The following is a 19,214-nucleotide window of genomic DNA, read 5'->3' as shown; positions in this document are numbered from 1 at the left end:
AGGCCGCCGGCGATGTCGACCAGGACGTGGCGTGCGTCGGTGAGCGTCGCGAACAGTGACCGGCCGTCGGTGAGCGGCAGATCCGGGGCGCGGTGCCCGGTGAGGGTGTGTGCGCCGGGGGCGGCTGGGTAGGCCACCGACAGTCCGGATAGCTGCTCGGCGAGCGTGCGAGCGAACTCGGGTCGGTCGCCGATCAGGTCGGACAACAGGGTCCGTAACTGCCTGCCGTCCGAGGAGAAGGAAGTCATCAGTGCAGCTTGGGCCTGGGTGCTGCGCAGTGCGCGCGCGCCGACGGGGTGCCGCTCGGCGTGATAGGTGTCCAGCAAGCCCTCGGGCGCTCGTCCCGATATGGTGGCGGCGAGCTTCCAGCCCAGATTCATCGCGTCCGCGAGGCCGAGATTCATTCCGACCCCGCCCGCGGGCATGTGCTGGTGTGCCGCGTCACCGGCGAGGAAGATCCGGTCGGCTCGGTAGCGCTCGGCTTGCCGTGCGGCATTTCCGTAGCGGGACAACCACTTGGGCGAGTGCATCGCCCAATCGGTGCCCGCGATCGCGCGGGTCTTCGCCCGCAGTTCGTCGAGGGTGAGCGCGCCGGGCCAATCGGTCCGCAGATCCTCGGGCGTGATACCGATCAGGCGATAACAGCCACCGGGCAGCCGCACGACCATGAGCAGGCCGGCCTCGGTCCACTCGCTGAAGAACGATTGCGGTGGCGGGTCGGCGAGTTCCACGTCGCCGAGCCAGCCCAGCATCGTCGATTCGGTGCCCGGAAAGGCGATGCCCGCGGCCTGCCGCACCGTGCTTCGGACCCCGTCGCATCCCACGATCCACTCCGCCTCGAGATCGGTTCCCTCGTCGAGGTGCACGATCACCGACTCCGCCCCGGCGGTCAATGCCGTCACGCGACGCCCGCGCCGGATATCGGCTCCGGCCTCGCGGGCGTGCGTTTCCAGGAGTTGTTCGGTCCGGACTTGCGGAAGTGACAGCGTGAACTGGTACGGAGTGTCGAGCAGCCGGAAGTCCAGCCGCGTGCCGAGCACGGCGAAGTGTCCACTCGGAATCCGGCTCCCTTCGGCGAGGAATCGATCGAGCAATCCTCGGGAAGCCAGCATTTCGACAGCGCGAGGATGGATCGCCAGCGCTTTCGAATGCGGGTCCGGCTCGGTACGCGCCTCCAGCACGAGCACGTCGGCGCCGCCCAAACGCAATTCCGCCGCCAGCCACAAGCCGACCGGACCCGCGCCGACCACGACGACCTGGTGATGACGCACACCGACCTCCTTCTCAGCAGTCACCACACGGTGGTGACGATCAGCTTTCGTGGTGGAACCGGCTGCCGAGATCGGCGCCGAGGCGTTCGGAGTCGAGGAAGCGGTGCACGGGAGCGACCAACCTCGGGGCGAGGGATCCGACCGTGGCGAGCAGCCGTGTTTCGATCGGGGCGACAACGATCTCATCGACGTCTTCCCGGATGGCGCGGACGACGGCGTTCGCGACCTGCTGTGGCGTCGCCGTACGCATTCCGGGTGGAAGACGGCTGCCGCTGTCGGCGAACATCCCCGCCTCACGGACGAAGCCGGGTTCGACAATGGACACGCCGATACCGGCGTCGTGCAGATCGTGTCGCAGGCCCAGAGCGAATCCGCGCAGGCCGAATTTGGTGGCGTTGTAGAGGCTCACCCGCGGTGCGGGCAGCAGGCCCGCGACCGAGCCCATGAAGACGATGTGCCCACTTCCACGGAGGGACGCCTGCTCGGCGAAGTCACGGGCGAGCAGCATCGGCGCGCGCAAGTTGACCTCGAGGACCCGGTCGATGTCCGCCGCGGAGAATTCGAGAAGATGCCCGCCCGCCGGTAGACCGGCGTTGGCGATCAGCACGTCCACCGGCCCGGCCTGGTCGAGCAGGCGTGGCAGGTCCTGCGCCTGCGACAGATCGGCCGGGATCATCGCCGCGTCGAGCTCGGCGGCGAGCGCGCAGAGGGTGTCGGCGCGACGGCCGGTCAGCACCAGAGCGGCGCCCTGCGCGGCGAGTTCGCGCGCCACCGCGTGACCGAGACCGCCGGTGGCGCCGGTGAGCAGTACTTTGGCGGACGCCAGATCTACAGAGGGCATGATCGGTTCCTTTCGGATCGTCGGTATCGACTCGATCGAGGTGGCACGGCATTGTCGTGCCGCTCAGGAAAGGCAGCCGTCGTCTGAGCGGCGCCGCGCGCCCGCTTCATCGCGTGGGCGCGGCTCGATAGGCGCGGAGAAAAGCACGAACACCTGCGATCACGGCGGCTTCGATCGCATCGGGCTCGGCAGCTACGGCGCCCCAGAAGGTTCGGTCGTTGGCCTCCCCCGCGGCGAGGAGGACGAAGTGGACTGCCGCCCGCTCGGGATCGTCGAGGACGAGCACCCTCCGCGCGGCGAGCTCGGCGAATTTCCGGGCCAGCGCGGCGTGAACCGTGCGCGGGCCGGTGTCGAGCCACGCCTCGAGCACCGCGCCGGGGATGTGATCGGCCTCGGCGCGGATCTGGCGGACCAGGGCGAAGTGGTCCTCGTCGCCGCCGACGACAAGGACCCGGCCCAGGGCGGTCAGATCGGCCTCGAGGTCTACCACCTCGCCGAGGTGGTGTTCGATGGCAGCGCATCGACTGGCGCGCGCCTGCGCCGCGCTGTCGACTAGCACAGCGGTGAACAGCTGTTTCTTATCGGCGAAGTGCTTGTAGATCGTTCGCGTCGATACCGCTGATTCGCGTGCGATGGCATCGATCGAGGCGCGGGCATAGCCGTCGCGACAGAACACCGCGCGGGCTCCGCGCAAGATCGCAGCGCGTTTGTCCGATCGCAACCGGCGGCGCACCGCCACGTTCTGAGTCGTCACGATCGGCCCGGCCGAGTGGCCCGGATCCGCTGCCGCGTCCTCTGGTTCGCTTCCTTGGGTCGGTGCTTCGGTGAGGACCATCCGGCATTCCTCCTGCTTGTGCGCGGCGCCGCAACGGGACGATCAGGCTGCCACGATAAGAGTACAACGATCACTTTACCCCTGCGAGCCGACGCACCGTCAGACTGCTGATCGCCAAAGATGCGAAGCGGCAACTACTCTCGTTTCGCCGACCGCCCTTTGCCCGAATCTCAACCGACCGCTCTCGATCGACCTGTTCCTGGGCGAGACGGGCCAAGAGTTCGGCCTTCGGGCGTTATTCTGGTGTGGGAGGCGGGGATTGCCGACGGGCATAGGCGTGCCAGTAGGCCGCGATCTCCGCGGTCTGCCGCACTACGCGGTGGAGCCTGGCCGCGCACTTCGACGGTGAAGCCGACGTTGCCGGTGTGCAGCCCGGTCGTCAACCAAAGTGCGCCGGGTACCGCGGCGCCGCACAGCCCTGCGCTCTGCCCGGCGAACGCCTCCTGCAGGCCCAGGCCGAAGCTCTCGGGGTCGCTCACAACGTAGCTCTGGCCGTAGGAAACATGCACCTCGCCATCGGGCCTGCGCACTTTCTCACACCTTCCCGCAGATGAGCGCCGACCGTCGCATGGCGGCGCCACGGGCAGACGGCAGCTGCGCCAATTGCCCACAGAGTGTGCGGGGTTCAGCTGCCCGCGCTGCCGGTGGATGGTCGCGCCCTGCGCAGTTCGCAGGCCAGCCGGTCGGCGTCGGTCCGGTCCTCGCCGGAGCGGGCACAGCCCTGCGAGGTGTAGCCCTGGGCGTTGTAGCCCTGCCGGTCGTAACCCCAACGGTCATAACCCCAGCGGTCGTAACCCCAGCGGTCGTAGCCCCAGGAATCGAAGCCGTCGGGACCGTAGGGGTCCTCCGGCTCAGCGGGTTTCGGGAATGACGTGGTCGTTACCGGCGGAACAGTGGTGACCGGCGGTGTGGTCGTCACCGGCGGAGTCGTGGTCACCGGGGGCACGGTGGTGACCGGCGGCACCGTCGTCACGGGTGCGGTGGTGACGGGTGCGGTGGTGACCGGGGGTTGATCAGGGGTTGCGAATGCCGGTAGGACAAGCGCGGCCGGAGCAAGCGCCACAGTCCCGGCGACTGCGGCCAGCACGACCGACTGCCGAACGGCGCGTGGACTTCTCCTCCACTGCGACATAGTTGACCTCCAACTCGAGATGAGCGCGCTCACCGCACCCGAGCCACTATCGGTCTAATGTCCAAGAACTGTTACACCGTAGTGACTTTCGGCTTGCGAACACTGAGGGGTTCCGCTCTCACCAGCACGTACCTGACCGGGACCGCAGCGGTGAACTCCGGCGCCACACTCGCGACCTCGTTCACCCTCGACTCCGGACCCGCCGATCACCGCCGTGTCTCCGGCAGGGACCCCGCCTGCTGCGCGGCCAGTTGTCTTTCCAGTTGCCGGATGCGTTCTCGCAGCGGTTCGGTCAGATCTCGTACTTCGTCCGCGGTGAACCGTGGAGTGATGAGTTTCGGGCAGTTCCAATCGAAGGCAGTGACTTCGACGGTCATGAGCCCTTCGAGTTTGCCGTCGATACCTTCTCGGTCGAGTATTTCGGGATCTGGATCAGGGTCGAACCGCGCATGCCCGAGGATCTTGAGCCGCTTACGGTTCGGATAATCCATCGCGATCATCGCGACGCGGTCGTCGTTGTCGAGATGACCGGCCGTGATGTATTGCCGGTTGCCGGTGCGCTCGGCCCACGCCAATCGGGTAGGGCCGAGCACCTTCACGAAGCCCGCCGGCCCGCCGCGATGCTGAACGTAGGGCCAGCCGTTACGTCCCACCGACGCGAGATAGAAGCTGTCGCGACGGGTGAGGAACTCGGCTTCCGCCGCGCCCATGCCCTCGAGCATGGGCGCGGCGGAAAGCGCGCGTTCGTAGCGGCCGTATGAACCTTGACGGCGTTGATGCGCCTGCTCATCCGGTCCGAACGTCAGGGCGAAGAAGTGCTCCATGGTCAGAACGACAGGATGCGGTATCCGTCGTCGACGAGGGCGCGCAAGCTGGCCAGGCCGGAGGTGCCCGGCAGCGGGTTGTCCTTGATCAGGTCGATACCGCTGGCCTGCACGCCCTGGCTGCTGCCGAAGACGTCGGCGCATCCGCACGAGGCACCGGCGATGGTATGGCGTACTGCTTGATAGACCTCGTACGCGGGATGATCGGGCGCGTTGAGCAATTCGGGCCAGCGGGTGCCCGCACCGTGGAACTGCACGCGGACTTCGTCGCCGGCCTGATCGAAGTCGTAGGCAGCCGCGAGCGCATTGAACACCCGGCCGAGAGCTTCGTCGCCGCCTTTGGGGTCGCTCATCACGACTACCGCGGTCTTGGTCACAGCTTCTCCGGTCATGAATTCTTCTCCTTCAAGTGAGAACGATCGTTCTCGAGCGACCCGGTTAGCATAGGAGAACGATGGTTCTCAACGCAAGGGAGGCGGCCGTGCAGGATGCATCGGATGCGCTACGGGTACTTGCCGCCGCCGAGCGGCTGTTCAACGACCGCGGGATACAGGCGGTGGGCATGGACGCCATTCGCGACGCCGCGGATGTACCGCTGAAGCGTCTCTATAAGCACTTCCCCTCGAAGGCGGATCTGGTGCGTGCCGTTCTCGGGCAACGTGACTGTGAGGTGCGCGCGGCGATTGCCCAGTTCGTCGATGCCCATGGGCATACGCCTCGGGAGCGGGTGCTTGCCGTGTTCGACTTTCTCTTCGAGTGGTTCGCCGAACCCGGCTTCCGGGGCTGCCTGTTCATCAACACGGTCGGGGAGCTGGGCGGCACAGTCGACGACGTCGGCCGGATCGCCAGGCAACACAAACTCGCGGTACGCGACTACCTCGCCGATCTCCTCGCCGACTGCTCGGTTTCGGAAGCGTTGGCCGACCAGTTGCTGATTATCGCCAACGGCGCGATGGTCACCGCCGCCATGCACGACGATCCCCAAGCTGCGCGCCGGGCACGCGACGCCGCCGAGGTCCTTCTGTCGGCAGCCGAACGCCACGGCGAATAGGCGGCATCATCGATCGGATGAACAGGCGCTTGGTTCAGTCGGTTCTGTGACGCTTGTCGGTGGTAACTGCGCTGGGCGTTGCCCGGTTGTGCCGGGATGGATTCTGCACGGCGACGAGGCAGGTCAGGCCGACACTGGAGCCTGTGCGTGCTGGTGAACGCGCCGACGGCGCTGTTGTCGAGCGAGATCTCGAGGTGGCGTCGTTGCGGCAGCTGCGGGTTGTGGTGCGGCGCCTGCTCGCCCTGCTCTCCGGTATCGGGGTGGAGGACGCGGTGCAGGTGTGTGATGAGTTGACCGGCAATGCTGTCGTGCATGCCCTCGTGGTTGCCGGTTGATGGTCGCCGGCCACGGCTGGTTGCGTGTGGAGGTCGAGGATGCTTCGCCCGCGCCCGCATGGTCCGACGACCGGATCACCCCGGCGGGAACTCGGCACCCGCTACGGCGGCTGACCGGAGTCAGGGGTCGTGGTCCGGCGCGGGCGGATTCCGCCGGGTGAGTTCGGCGTTGAGTTCATGGGCTCGGGCGAGTTGGTCTTCCAGAACGATGATGCGGCACGCCGCCTCGAGCGGTGTGCCCGCATCGACCAGCGCGCGGACCCGCGCGGCGGTCCGCAACTGGGAGCGGGAGTAGCGGCGGTGCCCGCCCGGTGAGCGCTGCGGTGTCAGCAGTTCGGCGGCGTCCAAGCCGCGCAGGAAGGCCGGGGTGACGCCGAGGATTTCCGCGGCCCTACCCATGCTGTAGGCGGGGTAGTCCTCGTCGTCCAGCCGGTCGGCGGCACTGGAAGTGTCTGCGGAATCGGTGGCGTCGGTAGGGTCGTTCGGTTGCTGCACAACACCTCTGGGGTTCAACGTCGACAGGCCCCGGCGCGTGGTGCGCCGGGGCCCAGTATCGAGGGGTTTTCACGTCTATCCCGCTGGTCGGGCGGTAGAGCCGACCGCGGGGACCGCGCCCGGCAACAGCCCGGGACGCGGGATCTGGGAAGAGCTGTTCAGTAACCACCACCTCCTGGGTTGCCGATGTGTCTGCGGGAGTTCGTCATCCCCTCCGGCGGTCCGGCCGACTGCACCGGATTCTCTTCTCCGCCGGAGGGGATGGTGGATCTTGCTTCCGGTGCAGTTCACCTGCCCGGCCAACCAGACATCTCATCTCCAACGAGAAAGAAAGTACACCCCGACTTCCAGAATGTCTACACCCCGCGATACAGATTTTTCCGCTTCCCCGGTAGGGGTTTTCTGCACGCCGCACCTCGGGTAGGGATGGCGATGTGGACATCGAACAACCCCGACCGCCCGGTGACGCCGATCGGTTCGCGTTCGAAGCCGACCGCGCGGGGATCGAGCAGGCCAAAGGGATGCTGATGCTGGTGTAGGGGATCGGACTTTGCGCGACGGCGTCCGGCGCGGGAGTGAGGTGGGCGTGCGTGCGGTACGTCGAGGACTTCGACCTACGACTGGACGACGCACGGTCCGCCCGCACGGCAAGGGTGGCTCGGTCCGCACCGTGCTGCTGGATGACCGCGGCTACATCGCCATGGTTCAGCTCTACCTGGAGCGCACCCGCTGTACGGCGGGGCCGACGTTCCGCGCGGCCGTCAACGGCCGCGGCGGCCCGCTCCTCGCGCGATCAGGCCGACAGGGCGTGCGCGGGCGGCCGCGCCGGAAGATTCAACGACAGGCGGCGGGCGTGTCTGCCGGGTGCGGGTAGGTCCGGCTGCGAGCATGAGCGCCAATGTCCGCTGCGAAGAAGAAATCAGCCCACCTCCGCGTCAGCCGATCCGGCGGTGACATGTCCTGGGGCATACCGCGCGGTGAAGCGGCTTGGGTCGCGGCGATGCGCGCGCATATCTGGCATCGCCGATATCCGCCGTCCTCGGTGATGCAGGCTTTGGGCACACCATGCGGTCACCCCGTGCCTCCAGCGGACATGCGGATATTCGCCGGGCTGGACATCGTGATGCGAGTACGCGGCTGGACCTTTCTCGGGGAATGTTCCGGCCCGGAAGTCCTCACCTGGATCTATGAACCCTCCGACGTTGGCGAACGCTGTCTCGACCGCGGTCTGGAACCGGTCACCACGATCGCGGCCACCCTCGACCGCTCGCTACCGACCGACACCGTGCACGACTGCGAAGTCGAAGTCCTGCTCGTCGGCACCCCCTACAGTCAAGCCCGCCTCACCGGCCTGACCGGCCTCACCCCACACCTCACCCTCATCGAGGCCCACCGCCCCGGCGACCCCATCACTCTGCCGTTCCCCCTCGGCCGCGCCCGCGCCACCGACCGCGCCGACCAGCCTTCCATCGGTGCCGATCGATGATGCGGCAAGTCTGTGACCAGCGATAAAATCATCAACAGGTCGGGGAACCGCAAAAGATTTCGATCTCGGAAGGAGATGAGATCGATGAGCCCCTTCGGCCTCGACCTCGGCGTCGGCCTCCACATGGTCCTCAGATGGCTCGCCGTCACATTCGGCCTCGGATACGGCCTCAGCTGACCAAAGCGCCGCACCCCACCGCCACGGCAGCAGCCGCGGCCGCGCTACTGCTCACGTGCGCCGGCTGCGGGTCATCGGACACACCAGCCCCTCCCCGACCGCGCCCATCGGACTGGGATCCGCGCCGACCCGCTCAGGATGCTCCGATTCGGACTACGATGCCGCGCACCCACCCGCATCGGTGACGACCACAACCAGCTCCCCGGTCTCTACGACGCCCGCCGTGCCGAGCGTGAGCCCGATCTCCGGCCTGGATGTGTGTGCCTTGCTGACCCCGGAGGAAGTGTTCAACGCTGTCGGCAAGCGGGGGCCGTCCCGTCCGATGTGTCCTTGACCGCTCGGCCATCGAGCCCGGGAGACGACATCTGCGACCGGAACCGATCGGCGATAGTCGCAGCGTTCGAGCGGGCGCAGCCCGCCTGACAGCCGAGGGGCGCATTCACGAGTTCGGTTGTCCCTAGCTGGACGGGGTCACCCCGCTCGGGCTCACCGTGCGCCGACGAGATGTCGCCGCTGTCCGCGCCCTGCTCGCGGCGGGCGCGAATGCGGACACCCCGGACGCCGACTGTCGGCGCGCGCTCGAACGGCTGCCCGAGCGCACCGACGAGAACGCGGCCGCCGTGGACGAGATCGCGGCGTTGCTGCGCGCCACTCGCCCTGAACCGTTCTGACGGATGACCTTCTCGGCCACTCGATCGAAGAGCGGTACCCGGCCGCGCCCGGCGAGCCGATGCAGCGCGCCTGCTGGCGTTGGACCGGGTCAGCGAAGCCGTCGACAGTCCGCTGCTCGTCTGCGCTGCGGTCGGCTGCTCAGTCGGCGCTACGGGCGCGGGCCATCGCCAGCCCGCCGATGACCATGCTGATCGACCCCACCACGAGTGCTACCAAGGCCCCGCCCAGTCCGTTTCCGGTGCCGATACCACCGTCGGCGGTCGCCACGATCAGGCCGCTGAGGGCCACGGCCAGCAGGCCCGCCACCAGGGCCACGAGAGCCGCGTTTCTGCTGTCGCCGGTTCCGATACGACGGGTGGAGCGGGCCAGCGCCGACCCACCGACGCCCACGCCGATCAGCCCCACCACCGCGGCGATGATGGCGCCGAGTCGCCCGGAACTCATGGCGGACACACTGGCGGCGCTCGACTGGGTCGAGGCGTGCGAGGCCGCCGGTGAACTCAGCGCGAAGCTTCCGACAAGGACCGCTGTGGCGCCGAGGTGGTGACGGACAGACATGAGGTGCTCCTTCGTCGTGTGACTGGATGTCGTTCGATGATCTCGGCTGATGAATCGCGAAACATCCCGCGAGCGCGGACAATCAGCGCTGCCGTGGGTGCGGTAACCAGTGCCGCGGATACCGCAGGAAACTCGTGAAGTACTGCGGTTGCGGTAGTCGATGGATCGTCCCTTGGCAGGAGTTGCCCGCGCGAGAATCCAGCTAGGGTGCACGCATGAGCAGGGGATCGATCGCTGACTGGGCGATTGCGGTCGGATCGGCGGCGATCTTGTTCGTCACCGGTCTGTCCAGGCAGCACGTACCGACGGATCTCGACCCGCTGGGCTACGCGTTGCTGATAACCGGAGGTTTGGCTCTGGCCGCGCGACGCCGGGCTCCGGTCACCGTGCTGGCCGTCACCGGGTTGTGCGCATTGGGCTATCAAGCCGTCGGTTTCGACGTGCCCGCTGTCGCGTTCCTGTTGGCGGTATACGCCGCGATGCGGGCGGGGTACCGGATGATCGCAGTGGCGGCGTCGGTGGCTCTGTTGGCTACTCTTCCGCTCGCGGCCTTGGTTTCCCTGCACGACACGAGTGCGGCATTCGCGCAGGCCCGAGACGCGCTCGAGATCGCGTGGTTGATCGCGGCCGGTGCCGCCGGTGAAGCGCTGCGGCAAGCTGAACAGCGCGCCGACGAGGCCGAGCGCATCCGGGAGGAGACCGCACGGCGACGCGCCGACGAGGAGCGCCTGCACATCGCGCGGGAGTTGCACGATTCGCTCACCCACCAGATCTCGGTGATCAAGGTGCAGTCCGAGGCTGCCGTCCACGTGGCCCGCAAACGAGGCGAAGAGGTACCGGAGGCATTGCTGGTGATCCGAGATGCCGGTCGAGAAGCGGCTCGGGAACTACGCGCGACCCTGGAGGCGCTGCGCGACGACAAGGTCACCCCGCGGCAAGGGCTCGAACATGTCCCCGGCCTGGTGGAGCGAGCCCGGACGGCCGGGCTGGACGCAACCCTGACAATCGAAGGGCAACGCAGGGAACTGCCCCTCGCGGTGGATCGGACCATATACCGGATCGTTCAGGAATCTCTCACCAACATCACCCGTCACGCTGTCGCCGCGACAGCGTCGGTCCGCATCGCCTATCGTCCCGACACTCTGGTCATCCGAGTCGACGACGACGGCAAGGCCACCTCGGGCAGTGCCCCGGTAGGCGGTGTCGGGTTGCTCGGAATGCGTGAACGAGTCACCGCCCTCGGCGGTCACTTGCAGGCGGCACCACGCGACGAAGGTGGCTTTTCCGTGCAGGCCGAACTTCCTGTGGATCGAACATGATCCGCGTCCTGCTGGTCGATGACCAGCCGCTCGTTCGCAGTGGGTTTCGCGCACTTCTCGACCTGGAGCCCGATATCGAAGTCGTGGCCGAGGCGGCTGACGGGAGCGAGGGCCTGACACTGGCCAGGCAGCACCTGCCCGACATCGCGCTCGTCGATATCCAGATGCCGGTCGTCGACGGGATCGAGATGACCCGGCGCATCGCAGCCGACCCGGCCCTGATCGGGGTACACGTCGTCATCCTGACCAACTACGGCATGGACGAATACGTCTTCGACGCGCTACGCGCCGGCGCGGCCGGGTTCCTCGTCAAAGACATCCAGCCGGACGACTTTCTGCACGCCATCCACGTGGCCGCGCGCGGCGACGCCCTGCTCGCACCGTCGATCACCCGTCGGCTGATCAATCGGTATGTTGCCCAGCCCCTGCACACCGACACCCGTGCGGGTCTGGAAGAACTGACCAACCGCGAACGCGAGGCCGTAGTGCTGGTCGCGCAAGGTCTGTCCAACGACCAGATCGCAGGCCACATGGTCATCAGCCCGCTGACCGCCAAAACCCATGTCAACCGAGCTATGACGAAGCTCCGGGCACGCGACCGGGCCCAACTCGTAGTTTTTGCCTACGAATCCGGTTTGGTGACCCCACACAACTCCCGACCCTCACCGTCCGTGTAGCCGGGACCGCTGTGCTCGACCGGCCTACCCAGCACCGCCGCGGCCACTGCACGGCGCGTAAATGGTGCGGCAATGACGATGTCGCCGTCGCCCGCCGCGACCTGCAGGGGTCCCGGACTGACAGGGGCTCGTAATCAACTGTCGCGAATAGGTGGCCAGCCCGCCGGTTTCCGGGGGCGGGGACCGGTGGCGTAGCGGCCCCAGGTCGCGGCGACTTCGGCGGCGGCGCGGGTGGTCGTGTGGTGGTGGTAGCCGAGCGCTTCGGCGACGACCGGGGCCGGCGTCCAGGCGTGATAACCAGCTCGTCGCCGCGGCGTAGGCGCTCGAAGCATTTGTCCCGTTCCGGGCGGCGGGCGAGTTTGCCGGAGACCTTGTCGACCCAGATCCCATCGCACCCGGCGGCGGTGAGGGCGTCGATCTGGGAGTCGTCCTTTTGTCCGCGGGCGGAGACTCGCGCGTATCCGAACCGGCCCATACCCGGAAATGTCCCATAAAAGGCTGACATGTCGGGTTTTCGTCCCGTAGATTCCGCACACGGGTTGTGGCCCATTGGTGGTGTTCGCCGACCTGCAGATGCGCCGGTTCCTGCGGGCGGCTGTAGGTGTGGGTCGGAAATGTTCGTTTTTGACCCACACCGTGAGAACTGCGCTGGGGCGATCGTATTCGGACTGATCCGCGATCCCCGTTCAGCGCTGAGTTATTCTGCTGGCCTGCAATTCTTCTCGGCCAGAGCCGCCCATGCGGCGATCAGCAAGTCGTAGGCGTCGACGACGACATCGTCGGGGATCCCGTTGGGGGTCAGTAGCTTCTGAACGAATAGGCCGTCTTCGAGGGCGTGCACTATGAGCGCGAGGAAGGCGGGATCGGCGGGAGGATGCGGTAATTCTTGGGTGATTCCGGTGGCGATGGCGTTGCGGGCGGTGATTTCGCGTTCGGCCAGGCGTGATCGCAGTTGGGGGTTGCGCAGGATGTGAAGTACGAGTTCGAGCCGTAGTGCCAGCCATTCGCCGAGGTGACGGGCACGGGCGCGATTGAACTCGCGCAACGGTTCCCGGCTGGTGTGGTCGAGTCGGGCGACCTCGTCGAGTTCGCGCTGGGTTCGTCGGGTGAGGAGTTCGAGTGTGAGTTCGTGCTTGTCCGCGAAGTTGCCGTAGAAGGCTCCTCGGGAGTATCCGGCGCGTTCGGCTATCTGCTCTACCGAGGTGCCATTGACACCCCGTTCGGCGAACAACTCCGCGGCGGCGTCGAGCAGCCGGTCCTGGGTCTGCCGTCGACTCTCTTCGCGGCTGAGACGCTGGTTCATATCCAGCAGTGTATCTGAATACGAGTCTGTATATTTCCTGGCGTGGAGCATCTGTACGAGGTAACCGCCGCGCAGGTCGCTGCGGCCGTAACGGCCGGCGAGATCAGCGCAGTCGAGGTGGTCAGAGCGCATCTGGCGAGGATCGACGCAGTCAACCCGGAAGTGAACGCGGTAACGAACGTGCTGGCCGATGGCGCCCTCGACGCCGCGTGCACGATCGACCGGCGGCGTGCGGCGGGCGAAGCGGTGGGTCCGCTGGCCGGGGTCCCGTTCACTGTGAAGGAGAACATCCATGTCAGGGGATCGGCCACGACGATGGGTGTGCCGGCCCTGCGGAACCTGGTGGCCACGGCCGATGCGCCGCCGGTGCGTCGGTTGTGCGCGGCCGGGGCGATCCCGATCGGCCGAACCAATCTGCCGGATCTGACGATCGCCGGTCTGCACACAACGAGCACGTTGTACGGCGATACCCGCAACCCGTGGGATCCGCATGGCAGGACACCGGGTGGGACCAGTGGCGGCGACGGTGTAGCGGTGGCCACCGGTATGGCGCCGCTGGGACTGGGAAACGATTCTGGGGGCTCCCTGCGTAATCCGGCGACATTCAATGGGATCACCGCACTCAAACCCACCTACGGCCGATTCGCCGCGGACCACCGAATCAGCGGTCACGAACCGACACTGGCGTCACAACTGTTCCCGGTCGACGGTCCACTCGCCCGGTCGGTGGCGGATCTGCGGCTGGCATTCGACGTGCTGGCCGGTGCCGACGCGCAGGATCCGCGGGCCGTTCCCGCGCCACCGGACGGTCCGCCGCTGAGCGGTCCCGTCACAGTCGGGCTGGTGACCGATCTCGACGGTGACCGAATGCATCCCGACGTGCGCGCCGGATTGGCTGATGCGGCAGCAGCATTGGCCGATGCCGGTTACCGGATCGAAGAGGTGGAGGTGCCCGCGCTGGCCCAAGCGCTGGATGTCTACTCCGGATTGATCAGCACCGAATTCTTCTTGGCCTGGCCCACACTGCGGCCGATGCTCAGCGAAACCAGTCGCCTGCACATGGAGTTGATGATGCGTCGGCAACCACCGTCAGACCTGTCCGGCTACATCCAGCTGACCGCCGCGAGGCTGGGTGTGCAGCGCGTGTGGACGCAGTTCCTCGACCGGTATCCGCTACTGCTCGGACCGGTTTACACCGAATTGCCGCCACCACCATCGGTTCCGGTCGACGCGGACGAGCAGCAGCGAATGATGAGCCCGTTGCGCTTGTGCACGGCCACCACCCTGGTAGGAGTTCCAGCGGTAGCTGTTCCGGCCGGCGTGATCGGCGGGATTCCTCAGGGTGTTCAGGTCATCGGCCGGATGTATCGGGAAGACCTGTGCCTGACCGCGGCGAGCGCCATCGAGCAACGCTTGGGAGTGCTGACCCCGATCAACCCGATAGCGGCCGGACAGGAAGCACGCACATTGGCATAGCCTGCTCCAGGCTGCTCAGCATGTGCATGATCAGAAAGGAGTGTCGCGGACCCGTAGGGGCCGGTATCCGGTGGGGCCGAGCTGGGCGAGTTCGGTGTCGATGTCGACCTCGATCGCGCCTCCACCACCACGGTGGCCTGTGCCGTCGGGGTGGCGAACGCGGTTGACTGCAGGACCGTGAAGGCGGCGAGTCGGCTGTGGGAAACCCCAATGCAGCATGCGTCGCCGCAGCGAGAAGAACGTTACGTGTACAGGTTCGTCGCGGTGCCCATGTCCCGGACCACGTCGGCCAGGGCGCGGACCATCTCCGTCTCCTCGCGCCAGACCAGGACCCAGCGCAGGCTCCAGTCGTGGATCGGCAGGTACACGATGTCCGGGCGGGCGTTGTACCGCGCCACGTGCGCGCCCAGGTTGTGGATGCCTTCGCCGTTGGCCACGTGGAGGAAGATGTCGTCGAGACTCGCGATGTTCGGCTGATGGCGTTCGATCGGCCGGCCGCTGGGGGTGTGGAACGGGGTGAATGCGTCGCCCCAATATTCGGGGCCTTCCGGCCCCTGCATGATGCCCCGGCCCGCGAACACCTCGATCGACACCGACTTCTCCTCCGCCAACTCGTGGTCGGCCGCCACCAGCAGCACGCTGTGCTCGGTGTAGATCATCGGGCCCACCGTCAAGTCCGGCTCCTCCACAGGCAGCCACGCGACGAGCACGTCGATGTCGCCGCCGCGGATGGGGCCGAGCGCGTTCACGAATGGGTTGTGCCGAATCTTCAGGCTCCATTGCGGTGGAGACCTGGCTGCCGGAACTGGCCAACCGTCGGGTGCTCAGCCGCGTCGACGCCGAACTCGACGACACCGTCCCCGCGGTCCGGCCCATCACTGTGCGGGACCTGCTGACACTGACTTTCGGCTTCGGGCTCGTGTTCACGCCGAGCCCGATCCAGGCGGCCATGGTGGAGCTCGGCGTCGTCGGCGACGGGACCGCGAACTGGCCGGCCATCGGCCAAGACGAGTGGCTGCGTCGGCTGGGCACGCTTCCACTGGTGTACCAGCCCGGGGACCGGTGGCAGTACCACGTCGGGTCCGACGTTCTCGGTGTGCTCGTGTCGCGGGTGGCAGGCCAGCCGTTCGGGGCGTTCCTGGCCGAGCGCCTGTTCGCGCCGCTCGGCATGGTCGACACGGGCTTCCACGTGCCGGCCGCCGAGCTCAGTCGGCTGACCACGAGCTACGCCCACGACCCGACGACCGGTGAGCTGACCGTGTGGGACCAACCAGGCGGCAAGTACAGCCGCCCACCGGCATTCGAGGCGGGCGGCGACGGCCTGGTGTCTACAGTGGACGACTACCACGCGTTCTTCCGCATGCTGTTGGGCAAGGGCGAGCGGGTGCTGTCGCGAGCCTCGGTCGCGCTGATGACCATGGACCATCTCACGCCGGCGCAAAAGGTCGAGAAGGACCAGTTCGGCGACCACTTCGGCCGCCACGGCGGTTTCGGTTTCGGCATGGCCGTGCGCACACACCGCCGCGACCTGTCCTCCCCCGGCCAGTTCGGCTGGGACGGCGGCCTCGGCACGACCGCTTACGCGGACCCGGCGGAGGACCTGGTCGGCATCCTGCTGACCCAGACCGCCATGGACTCGGCCGACACACCCCGTCTGCACCAGGACTTCTGGACCGCCGCCTACCAGATGTGCTCCTAGGGGTCGCCGGGCAGCGCGGTCGCCGACCACGATGCACCGCAGGTCGATATCGTGCTGGCGGGCGGGTGCCGGTCCGCCGTCGCGACCACATCGACCGCGAGAGGCCCGCGCGTGAATGGATGCCCCGGCTGGGTGCGCCAGTTCCGACACGACAGTGGGCGGGTCGAGATGGGCGGGCTGGTGTCGCACAAGCACTCTCAGCGGCGATCGGGACATCGGCGTTCAGGAAAGCTTCGCGCGCGAACGTCGGGGATCAGCCCGCCGTTGCGGGCAGCTGCGCCTCACGGCCAGGTGAGCCTTCGAGTGCAGTACTTGAAACGGAATGATCCGTTCTGCTATGTTCGAACGGAACAAACCATTCCGTTTCCATAGGAGATCGTCATGAGCACAATCAAGCCCTTCCGTATCGACATTCCGCAGACCAAGCTCGACGATCTGGCCGACCGTCTGCGCCGCTCCCTGTGGCCGAGTGAACTGCCCGGCGTCGGCGACTCGTACGGGGTGCCCGGGGACCGGGTGCGCCGCCTGGCGCAGTACTGGCTGGACACCTTCGACTGGCGGGCGCTCGAGGCCGAACTGAACGCCTACCCGCAGTTCACCACTGAGATCGATGGCGAGAACATCTACTTCCTGCACATCCGGTCAGCTCGCGCGGACGCGCTGCCGGTGGTCTTGACCCACGGCTGGCCCGGCTCGGTGCTCGAGTTCCTCGACATCATCGAGTCGCTGACCGCACCGGAGTCTGCTGACGATCCCGCCTTCCATCTGGTGATTCCGGCGCTGCCCGGCATGGGCTTCTCCGGTCCGACGCACAGCACCGGCTGGACCATGCGGCGCGTCGCCAAGGCCTGGATCGAGCTGATGGATCGGCTCGGTTACCAGCGCTTCGGGGCGATCGGCAATGACGGCGGCTCGATGGTCTCCCCGGAGATCGGTCGCCTGGCGCCGGACCGGGTGGTGGGTGTTCATGTCACGCAGCTATTTTCGTTCCCGTCCGGTGATCCGGCCGAGTTCGTCGACCTCTCGCCGGAGGATCTGGCGGCGCTCGAACACCTGAAGTGGTTCCAGGACAACAAGATGGCCTTCAACATCCTGTGCAGCCAGCAGCCGCAAACGCTGGCCTACGCGCTCTCCGATTCCCCCATCGGCCTGCTCGGCTGGAATGCACAGCTTTTCGGGGAGAGTCTGGATGCCGATTTCGTCATCGGCAACGTCGCCCTCTACTGGCTGACCGGCACCGCAGCCTCCTCGGTCCGGTTCTACTACGAGGAGGCGCGCAGCACCGACCGCCCGACCGGCTCGACCACGACCCCTACGGCACTTGCCATGTTCAAGGGCGATTTCCAGTCGATCCGCCGGTTCGCCGAGCGTGACCACAGCAACATCGTCAGCTGGAACTCCTACGACGCAGGTACGGCGATCGGCGGTCCGAACGATGCCGCAGGCCACTTCGCCGCGCACGAGGCACCCGAACTGCTCCTCGGCGACATCCGGCGGTTCTTCGCCGAAGTCGGCTGAAGTCCGGCCGCGCGAGACAGTCTCTTCTGTCATCGAAACTCGATGCCATGCTTCGTCTCACCGCGCTGTTGTGCTGAATTGGTCAACGTCTCGGCGGCTTCTACCAAAGGAGAAGCCACCAGCACGCTCGGCCGCTCCTCGGACACGGTGTTCTGGCCTGACCCGAAAACTGGAAGCGTGTTTTCGGGCTCGCGAGAGCGACGCGGAATTGCCCGAGCCGGGCGGTGACGACCGGAGGGCATTCGCGCAGCTGCGCTGTTCGGCGGTGGCGCGCCGCATCGTGCCACCAGCGAGGCTGTGGGCGCGGATGGTGACCTGTTGTTCTGTCGTCACCATCGTGTGGTCTATCCGAAAACGGACGAAATCGGATTCGAGATTCGTTGCCCGGGTGCAGGTTCAGGCGTGTCAATGGAAGTGCCGGGCCATTGAGCGAGTCGGGCACCCCCGGTGCAGTTGAACGATCACCACGGCAACCGAGGAGGCAGCGCGATGCCTACCATCACTTCCATTTCTCCCACATCAGGGCCCACCACGGGTGGCACCAGTGTGACGATCACCGGCACCGGTTTCACCGGTCCCACGACGGTCAGATTCGGGAGCACAGCAACCACTTTCACGATGAACTCCCCCACGCAGATCACGGCGATCGCCCCGGCCGGTTCGCCGGGTACGGTGCCGGTTACGGTCACCACCGCCGCGGGGACCAGCAACGGTGTTGCGTATACCTATCTTGCTGTTCCGTCGTTGAGCAGCGTCAGCCCGAGCCAAGGTTCCACCGCGGGGGGAACGACGGTCACGCTGACCGGATCGGGCCTGAGCGGTGTGACCTCGGTCAATTTCGGCGCGACACCGGCGGCTTCGTTCACGGTCAACTCCGGCAATCAGATCACCGCCGTCTCGCCTCCCGGGTCGGGGATCGTGTCGATCACTGTCACCGGGCCGGGCGGTACCAGCAACCCGGTCACCTTCGTCTACGTCGTTGTGCCGACCATCACCTCCATATCACCGACCGCGGGCCCCGCGTCGGGTGGCAACAGTGTCGTCATCACCGGTAGCGGGTTCTCCGGTCCGTTGACGGTTCGGTTCGGCAACACCGCAACCATTTTCACCGTCAATTCGCCAACCCAGATCACGGCCATCGCTCCCCCCGGGTCCGGTACGGTGCAGGTCACCGTCACCGGCTCGGGCGGAACCAGCAACGGCGTCTCCTACACCTACGCCGGGGTGCCGAGCCTGACCAGCATCTCTCCCACCACTGCTCCGGTGACGGGCGGGACGACGGTCGTGCTCACCGGCACGGGTCTGTCCACGGCGACCGCGGTCAATTTCGGCGCCACACCGGCGACGTCGTTCGTGGTCAACTCCGACACCCAGATCACCGCCGTCGTCCCGGCGGGGACGGGTACGGTGCAGGTCACCGTCACCACAGCCGGTGGAACGACCAATGGTGTTCCTCTCACCTATGTCGGGGTGCCCGCTCTCACCACGGCGGTGCCGAACGTCGGGCCGGTCACCGGCGGGACCACGGTCGTGCTCACCGGAACG

General features: G+C 66.9%; 22 protein-coding genes and 1 pseudogene. 10 read left to right on the top strand and 13 right to left on the bottom strand.

The annotated features are described in order from the left end of the window. The 6 genes from ON27_RS32605 to ON27_RS32580 form a co-directional block, all read right to left on the bottom strand. On the bottom strand, nt 1-1,295 hold a 1,295-nt coding region (locus tag ON27_RS32605), incomplete at its 3' end, for an FAD-dependent monooxygenase (protein WP_169334553.1). Between the two features lie 16 nt (nt 1,296-1,311). Further along, nucleotides 1,312-2,112: an SDR family NAD(P)-dependent oxidoreductase gene (locus tag ON27_RS32600; RefSeq protein WP_043736258.1), complete on the bottom strand. Its 801-nt coding sequence runs from the start codon at nt 2,110-2,112 to the stop codon at nt 1,312-1,314. 106 nt (nt 2,113-2,218) lie between these two features. Continuing rightward, on the bottom strand, nt 2,219-2,947 hold the full coding sequence (locus ON27_RS32595) for a TetR/AcrR family transcriptional regulator (protein ID WP_218003081.1): 729 nt from the start codon (nt 2,945-2,947) through the stop codon (nt 2,219-2,221). A gap of 625 nt (nt 2,948-3,572) precedes the next feature. Beyond that, entirely contained in the window at nt 3,573-3,920 is a 348-nt protein-coding gene (locus ON27_RS32590; protein WP_157227560.1) for a hypothetical protein, read from the bottom strand. Between the two features lie 365 nt (nt 3,921-4,285). Further along, nucleotides 4,286-4,903 carry a pyridoxamine 5'-phosphate oxidase family protein gene (locus ON27_RS32585; RefSeq protein WP_043736255.1) on the bottom strand — a complete coding sequence of 206 codons (618 nt, stop codon included), beginning with the start codon at nt 4,901-4,903 and terminating at the stop codon, nt 4,286-4,288. 2 nt (nt 4,904-4,905) lie between these two features. Further along, the gene (locus ON27_RS32580; protein WP_043736254.1) at nt 4,906-5,295 is read right to left on the bottom strand and encodes a DsrE family protein; all 390 of its coding nucleotides are present in this window, start codon (nt 5,293-5,295) and stop codon (nt 4,906-4,908) included. A gap of 62 nt (nt 5,296-5,357) precedes the next feature. On the opposite strand from ON27_RS32580, the gene ON27_RS32575 reads away from it, so the two are divergent. Next, nucleotides 5,358-5,954 carry a TetR/AcrR family transcriptional regulator gene (locus tag ON27_RS32575; protein ID WP_043736252.1) on the top strand — a complete coding sequence of 199 codons (597 nt, stop codon included), beginning with the start codon at nt 5,358-5,360 and terminating at the stop codon, nt 5,952-5,954. 143 nt (nt 5,955-6,097) lie between these two features. Continuing rightward, complete coding sequence (locus ON27_RS32570) at nt 6,098-6,289, top strand: hypothetical protein (RefSeq protein WP_157227558.1); 192 nt, start codon at nt 6,098-6,100, stop codon at nt 6,287-6,289. Between the two features lie 120 nt (nt 6,290-6,409). Here ON27_RS32570 and ON27_RS32565 read toward each other — a convergent pair whose 3' ends face one another. Next, nucleotides 6,410-6,784 (bottom strand): MerR family transcriptional regulator, encoded by a 375-nt coding sequence (locus tag ON27_RS32565; RefSeq protein ID WP_043736248.1) that lies wholly within the window; start codon nt 6,782-6,784, stop codon nt 6,410-6,412. Between the two features lie 898 nt (nt 6,785-7,682). On the opposite strand from ON27_RS32565, the gene ON27_RS32560 reads away from it, so the two are divergent. Continuing rightward, nucleotides 7,683-8,270 carry a hypothetical protein gene (locus ON27_RS32560; protein ID WP_157227556.1) on the top strand — a complete coding sequence of 196 codons (588 nt, stop codon included), beginning with the start codon at nt 7,683-7,685 and terminating at the stop codon, nt 8,268-8,270. A gap of 668 nt (nt 8,271-8,938) precedes the next feature. After that, complete coding sequence (locus ON27_RS32555) at nt 8,939-9,118, top strand: hypothetical protein (protein ID WP_043736246.1); 180 nt, start codon at nt 8,939-8,941, stop codon at nt 9,116-9,118. A 139-nt stretch (nt 9,119-9,257) separates the two neighbouring features. Here ON27_RS32555 and ON27_RS32550 read toward each other — a convergent pair whose 3' ends face one another. Beyond that, nucleotides 9,258-9,677: a DUF6223 family protein gene (locus tag ON27_RS32550; protein WP_043736244.1), complete on the bottom strand. Its 420-nt coding sequence runs from the start codon at nt 9,675-9,677 to the stop codon at nt 9,258-9,260. Nucleotides 9,678-9,892: 215 nt separating this feature from the next. On the opposite strand from ON27_RS32550, the gene ON27_RS32545 reads away from it, so the two are divergent. Next, nucleotides 9,893-10,996, top strand: coding sequence for a sensor histidine kinase (locus ON27_RS32545; protein WP_043736242.1), 1,104 nt, complete (start codon nt 9,893-9,895; stop codon nt 10,994-10,996). Continuing rightward, a complete protein-coding gene (locus ON27_RS32540) occupies nt 10,993-11,673 on the top strand; it encodes a response regulator (protein ID WP_043736240.1) in 681 nt (226 codons plus the stop codon). Before ON27_RS32545 ends, ON27_RS32540 begins: the two co-directional genes overlap by 4 nt. A gap of 134 nt (nt 11,674-11,807) precedes the next feature. Here the strand turns inward: ON27_RS32540 and ON27_RS45090 are convergent, their stop codons facing one another. The 3 genes and pseudogenes from ON27_RS45090 to ON27_RS32535 form a co-directional block, all read right to left on the bottom strand. After that, nucleotides 11,808-12,005, bottom strand: a complete 198-nt coding sequence (locus ON27_RS45090) for a hypothetical protein (RefSeq protein WP_169334552.1) — start codon at nt 12,003-12,005, stop codon at nt 11,808-11,810. Nucleotides 12,006-12,022: 17 nt separating this feature from the next. Then, nucleotides 12,023-12,148, bottom strand: a pseudogene (locus ON27_RS45085) (recombinase family protein); the annotation flags it as partial. Nucleotides 12,149-12,370: 222 nt separating this feature from the next. Next, nucleotides 12,371-12,976, bottom strand: coding sequence for a TetR/AcrR family transcriptional regulator (locus tag ON27_RS32535; RefSeq protein ID WP_043736238.1), 606 nt, complete (start codon nt 12,974-12,976; stop codon nt 12,371-12,373). Between the two features lie 42 nt (nt 12,977-13,018). Here ON27_RS32535 and ON27_RS32530 point away from each other — a divergent pair, with 42 nt between their 5' ends. Further along, nucleotides 13,019-14,452 (top strand): amidase, encoded by a 1,434-nt coding sequence (locus ON27_RS32530; protein ID WP_043736236.1) that lies wholly within the window; start codon nt 13,019-13,021, stop codon nt 14,450-14,452. 242 nt (nt 14,453-14,694) lie between these two features. Here ON27_RS32530 and ON27_RS32525 read toward each other — a convergent pair whose 3' ends face one another. Beyond that, nucleotides 14,695-15,201 (bottom strand): substrate-binding domain-containing protein, encoded by a 507-nt coding sequence (locus ON27_RS32525; protein ID WP_051047231.1) that lies wholly within the window; start codon nt 15,199-15,201, stop codon nt 14,695-14,697. Between the two features lie 35 nt (nt 15,202-15,236). Between ON27_RS32525 and ON27_RS32520 the strand changes: the two genes are divergently transcribed. After that, complete coding sequence (locus tag ON27_RS32520) at nt 15,237-16,151, top strand: serine hydrolase domain-containing protein (protein WP_051047230.1); 915 nt, start codon at nt 15,237-15,239, stop codon at nt 16,149-16,151. A 381-nt stretch (nt 16,152-16,532) separates the two neighbouring features. After that, a complete protein-coding gene (locus ON27_RS32515; protein ID WP_051047229.1) occupies nt 16,533-17,669 on the top strand; it encodes an epoxide hydrolase family protein in 1,137 nt (378 codons plus the stop codon). Between the two features lie 461 nt (nt 17,670-18,130). Here ON27_RS32515 and ON27_RS45080 read toward each other — a convergent pair whose 3' ends face one another. Continuing rightward, entirely contained in the window at nt 18,131-18,286 is a 156-nt protein-coding gene (locus ON27_RS45080) for a hypothetical protein (protein ID WP_245560438.1), read from the bottom strand. Between ON27_RS45080 and ON27_RS32505 the strand changes: the two genes are divergently transcribed. Further along, nucleotides 18,216-19,214, top strand: a 999-nt coding sequence (locus ON27_RS32505) for an IPT/TIG domain-containing protein (protein ID WP_245560436.1), incomplete at its 3' end; no start/stop codon positions are given. The genes ON27_RS45080 and ON27_RS32505 overlap by 71 nt on opposite strands.

The sequence above is a fragment of the Nocardia asiatica NBRC 100129 genome, assembly GCF_000308415.1.
Taxonomy (GTDB): Bacteria; Actinomycetota; Actinomycetes; order Mycobacteriales; family Mycobacteriaceae; genus Nocardia; species Nocardia asiatica.
The sequence above is the reverse complement of the archived record's forward strand: the minus strand, read 5'-3'. Positions and strand labels throughout refer to the sequence as shown.

Bases quoted from the DNA above. Each gene is read 5' to 3' on its own strand.
- ON27_RS32600 (WP_043736258.1), bottom strand. From the start codon at position 2,112: ATGCCCTCTGTAGATCTGGCGTCCGCCAAAGTACTGCTCACCGGCGCC.
- ON27_RS32595 (WP_218003081.1), bottom strand. From the start codon at position 2,947: ATGGTCCTCACCGAAGCACCGACCCAAGGAAGCGAACCAGAGGACGCG.
- ON27_RS32585 (WP_043736255.1), bottom strand. From the start codon at position 4,903: ATGGAGCACTTCTTCGCCCTGACGTTCGGACCGGATGAGCAGGCGCAT.
- ON27_RS32580 (WP_043736254.1), bottom strand. From the start codon at position 5,295: ATGACCGGAGAAGCTGTGACCAAGACCGCGGTAGTCGTGATGAGCGAC.
- ON27_RS32575 (WP_043736252.1), top strand. From the start codon at position 5,358: ATGGTTCTCAACGCAAGGGAGGCGGCCGTGCAGGATGCATCGGATGCG.
- ON27_RS32560 (WP_157227556.1), top strand. From the start codon at position 7,683: ATGTCCGCTGCGAAGAAGAAATCAGCCCACCTCCGCGTCAGCCGATCC.
- ON27_RS32550 (WP_043736244.1), bottom strand. From the start codon at position 9,677: ATGTCTGTCCGTCACCACCTCGGCGCCACAGCGGTCCTTGTCGGAAGC.
- ON27_RS32545 (WP_043736242.1), top strand. From the start codon at position 9,893: ATGAGCAGGGGATCGATCGCTGACTGGGCGATTGCGGTCGGATCGGCG.
- ON27_RS32540 (WP_043736240.1), top strand. From the start codon at position 10,993: ATGATCCGCGTCCTGCTGGTCGATGACCAGCCGCTCGTTCGCAGTGGG.
- ON27_RS45090 (WP_169334552.1), bottom strand. From the start codon at position 12,005: ATGCTTCGAGCGCCTACGCCGCGGCGACGAGCTGGTTATCACGCCTGG.
- ON27_RS32535 (WP_043736238.1), bottom strand. From the start codon at position 12,976: ATGAACCAGCGTCTCAGCCGCGAAGAGAGTCGACGGCAGACCCAGGAC.
- ON27_RS32515 (WP_051047229.1), top strand. From the start codon at position 16,533: ATGAGCACAATCAAGCCCTTCCGTATCGACATTCCGCAGACCAAGCTC.